The sequence below is a fragment of the Streptomyces colwelliae genome, from assembly GCF_048158785.1.
GTDB lineage: Bacteria > Actinomycetota > Actinomycetes > Streptomycetales > Streptomycetaceae > Streptomyces.
Genome location: NZ_JBLTJC010000669.1, coordinates 1 through 2,746 on the forward strand (window position 1 = coordinate 1; position 2,746 = coordinate 2,746).

2 protein-coding genes are annotated in these 2,746 nt (G+C 72.7%); one reads left to right on the plus strand and one right to left on the minus strand.

Annotation, left to right across the window (positions count from 1 at the left end; translation table 11 throughout):
- Positions 1-1,051, plus strand: a 1,051-nt coding sequence (locus ACNFOC_RS52935) for a tetratricopeptide repeat protein (RefSeq protein WP_416966103.1), incomplete at its 5' end; no start/stop codon positions are given.
- A 69-nt stretch (positions 1,052-1,120) separates the two neighbouring features.
- On the opposite strand, the gene ACNFOC_RS52940 is transcribed toward ACNFOC_RS52935, so the two are convergent.
- Positions 1,121-2,698, minus strand: coding sequence for a bifunctional 3'-5' exonuclease/DNA polymerase (locus ACNFOC_RS52940; RefSeq protein ID WP_416966104.1), 1,578 nt, complete (start codon positions 2,696-2,698; stop codon positions 1,121-1,123).
- Positions 2,699-2,746 lie beyond the last annotated feature (48 nt).

Consider the following 2,746-nt stretch of genomic DNA (forward strand, 5'->3'; position numbering starts at 1 on the left):
CACCACCCCCTTCCCCCGCCCCGAAGACGCCTTCGCCTGGGGTGACTTGGAGCTGGAGAACGTGGTGGCGCTGGTGACCCGGTACCACGACACCTCGGATCCCGATCTCCGCCGGACCGCCCACGTCTCGACCCTCGTCCGGCTCCTCTTCCCCTACGTCCTGCGCAGTGGCCGTGTCGCCGAGATGGAGGTGCTCGGCCGGGCCGCTCTCGGCGCGGCGCGGCGGCTCGGGGACGCGGCGGCGGAGGCGTACGCGCTGGGGGATCTCGCCGGACTGCACTTCCTGACCGGCCGGCAGAACGAGGCCCTCGTTCTCAACGACGAGGCGCTGGCGATCTGGTGGCGGCTCGACGTGGTCTCCTGGATCCGCCGCTGCCTCAACAACCGCGGCCTGCTCCTCGAAGGCCTGGGCCGCTACGCCGAGTCAGGCGTCGCCCTTCGTCAAAGCCTCGCCCACTCACGGCAGTTGAACGACCCGTACGGCGAGGCGGTGACCCACAGCCACCTCGGCAACCTGTACGAGCACACCGACCCACGCGCCGCCATCGAGCAGCACCGCCGTTCCCTGGCCATCGGCGACGAGATCGGCGCCGTCATCGTGCAGCACTCCGCGCACTGCAACATCGGCTACGCCCACCTCACCCTCGGCGAACCGGCCGCCGCCGTACCGCACTTCGAGGAGAGCCTGCGCATCCTCGGCGGCCACGGCGACTGGCACGGCGAGTCGCAGACCCGCCTCGGACTGGTCCGCGCCCTCCGTCTCCTCGGCCGTACCGAACGCGCCGACACCGAACGCGCCGACACCGAACGCGCTGCCGCAGAGTGCGCCGAACTCCTCCGCCGCGCGGACGCCCGCGCCGACCGCTACATGGGTGGCCTCGCCCGGCACCAACTCGGCCTGCTGCTACGGGAACAGGGCCGCGAGCAGGAGGCGTACGACCAATGGCGGGCAGCCCTCGACGCACTCGACGGGACGGACGAGAAGGCCGTGGTCCAGGAACTCGGCGAGCTGTTGTCGCAGCGTGACGCGCGTCGACCAGTGCAGCCTTAAGCCTTGCGCACCGCAGCCGTAAGCCTTGCGCACCGCAGTCTTAAGCCTCGCGTACCGCAGCCGTAGGCCCTATTTGGCGTCGGCGTAGCACTCGACCACCGCCACGGTGAAGGGAAACCGCACCGGCGTCTCCCCGAACGTCAGCCGCCCGGCGAGGTCGGCCGCCTCCTGTATCGCGGCGGCCACCGTCCCGGCCTCCTCCTCGGGACAGTGCACGATCACCTCGTCGTGCTGGAAGAAGACCAGCTCGGCCGCCAGCTCCGCACAGGACCGCCGGAGCGCGGCCAGCATGAGGAGGGCCCAGTCCGCCGCGCTGCCCTGGACGACGAAGTTGCGGGCGAAACGGCCCCGGGCGCGGGAGTTGGTGGAGGCGTAACCGGGTACCCAGCCCTGGTCGGCGGGGGCCGCGACGGGATCGTCCTGAGGGATGCCCGCCTCCTCTCCCGCGTCCTCGCCCCCGGCCACCGGCGGGCAGGTCCGCCCCAGCCAGGTCCGTACGAGCCGCCCCTCCTCGCCCGCCCGCGCGGCATCGTCGACGTACGCCACCGCCTTCGGGAACCTCCGTCTGAGCGCGGCGAGGTTCTTGAGACCGTCGCCGGAGGTCTGGCCGTAGACCGCGCCGAGTACGGCGATCTTGGCCTGGTCGCGGTCGCCGGAGAAGGCGCGGTCGGACACGGACTGGTAGAGGTCGGTGGCCCGGCCGGCCACCTCCATCAGCCCGGGGTCGCGGGAGATCGCGGCGAGGACGCGCGGCTCCATCTGGTCGGCGTCGGCGACGACGAGCCGCCAGCCCGGGTCGGCGACCACGGCACGCCGGATGACCTTGGGGATCTGGAGCCCGCCCCCGCCGTTGGTGACCCAGCGCCCGGTGACGGTCCCGCCCGCGAGGAACTCCGGCCGGAACCGCCCGTCCCGCACCCAGTCCTGTAGCCAGGACCACCCGTGGGCCACCCAGATCCGGTACAGCTTCTTGTACTCCAGCAGCGGCTTCACGGCCGGGTGGTCGAGGGACTGGATCTCCCAGCGCCGGGTGGACTTGACCTTGATTCCGGCCTCGGCGAACGCCTTGACCACATCCGCCGGCAGATCGGGCCGCACGCGTCTCCCGAAGGCGACGGACACCTCGTCCGCCAGCTCGGCGAGCCGTCGCGGCTCCCCGCCGCCCGCATACCGGTCACCCAGCAACTCGTGCAGCATCTCCCGATGCACGTCGGCGCTCCAGGGCAGCCCCGCCCGGTTCATCTCGGCGGCGACCAGCATCCCGGCCGACTCGGAGGCGGTGAGCAGCCGCATCCGGTCGGGGTGCGTGGCGGCGTCGTGCCGCCGCTGCTGCCCGGCGTACACGGCGAGCAGGTCGGTCAGGGGGAGATGGACGCTCTGCGGCTCGAAGAGCGAGGGCTGCGCGCCGGGTTCGGCGGCCCGCTGCGGCGGATCCGGCGGTACGGCCCCGCCCCGCAACCGGGCCAGCGCGGCCGCCGCCGACCGCGGCTCCCCGTGCCGCCCCTCGTGCCCGAGCAGCAGCGTCTCGGCGTCCTCCACGTCGTAGCACCGCTCCACCCGCACCCCCGCGCCCGAGTCTCCGGAGGAGCACCTCGCGCGACTCCTCGGCCGTGCCCTGAACTCCTTCGAGTTGCCGGACGAGACCATAAGGCGTCTCGACTGCGCGCTGGCGCACGACAGTTCGCTGCACTCCGC